Raw genomic sequence first — 769 nt, 5'->3', positions numbered from 1 at the left:
CTGCTTGCCGCCACGACAGGCATCATCGGCGCCTCGATCACCGTGATGGGCGTGATGGCGCTGAAACCGATGCTGCAATACGGCTACTCCAAGCGCCTGACGACCGGCGTCATCGCCGCGTCCGGCTGCCTCGGCATCCTGATCCCGCCGTCGATCATGCTGATCCTGATGTCGTCGAACTCGTCGCTCTCGGTGGGCGAGCTGTTCGCGGGCTCAATGGGTCCCGGCATCATCCTCGGCGTTCTCTACGCGGCCTACGTGGCGCTGGTGGCGCTGATCCGTCCCGACCTCGCGCCCTCCGTCGCCATCGACGAGAAGGTGTCGCGCGCCACGCTGATCCGCATGCTGATCCTCGAGGCCATGCCGCCGCTCGTGCTGATCTTCGGCATCCTCGGCACCATGCTCGCCGGCATCGCCACCGCAACCGAGGCATCGGCGATCGGCGCCGCGCTGGCGCTCGGCATCGTGATCTTCCGCGGCCGCTTCGAATGGGCCACGTTCCGCTCGGCGCTCTACGAGACCGCGCGCACCTCTGCGATGATCCTCTTCATCGTGGTCGGCGCCACCGCCTTCACCGGCGTGTTCAACATCACCGGCGGCCTGCGCGCCGCGCAGGAACTGATGCGCTCGCTCGACATGGAGCCGTGGATGCTGATTACCGTGATGATGTTCATCGTCTTCGTGCTCGGCATGTTCCTCGACTGGACCGGCATCGTGCTGCTGTCCTTCCCGATCTTCCTGCCCATCGTGCAGGAGATGGGGGTGAGCG

At 66.1% G+C, this 769-nt stretch carries 1 protein-coding gene; it reads left to right on the top strand.

Translation table 11 applies throughout. The features are described from left to right. Nucleotides 1-769, top strand: a 769-nt coding sequence (locus tag HC022_RS27995; RefSeq protein WP_167454542.1) for a TRAP transporter large permease subunit, incomplete at both ends; no start/stop codon positions are given.

This window comes from Salipiger sp. HF18 (genome assembly GCF_011806505.1).
Classification (GTDB): Bacteria; Pseudomonadota; Alphaproteobacteria; order Rhodobacterales; family Rhodobacteraceae; genus Salipiger; species Salipiger thiooxidans.
This window is presented reverse-complemented; position numbering and strand designations above follow the sequence as displayed.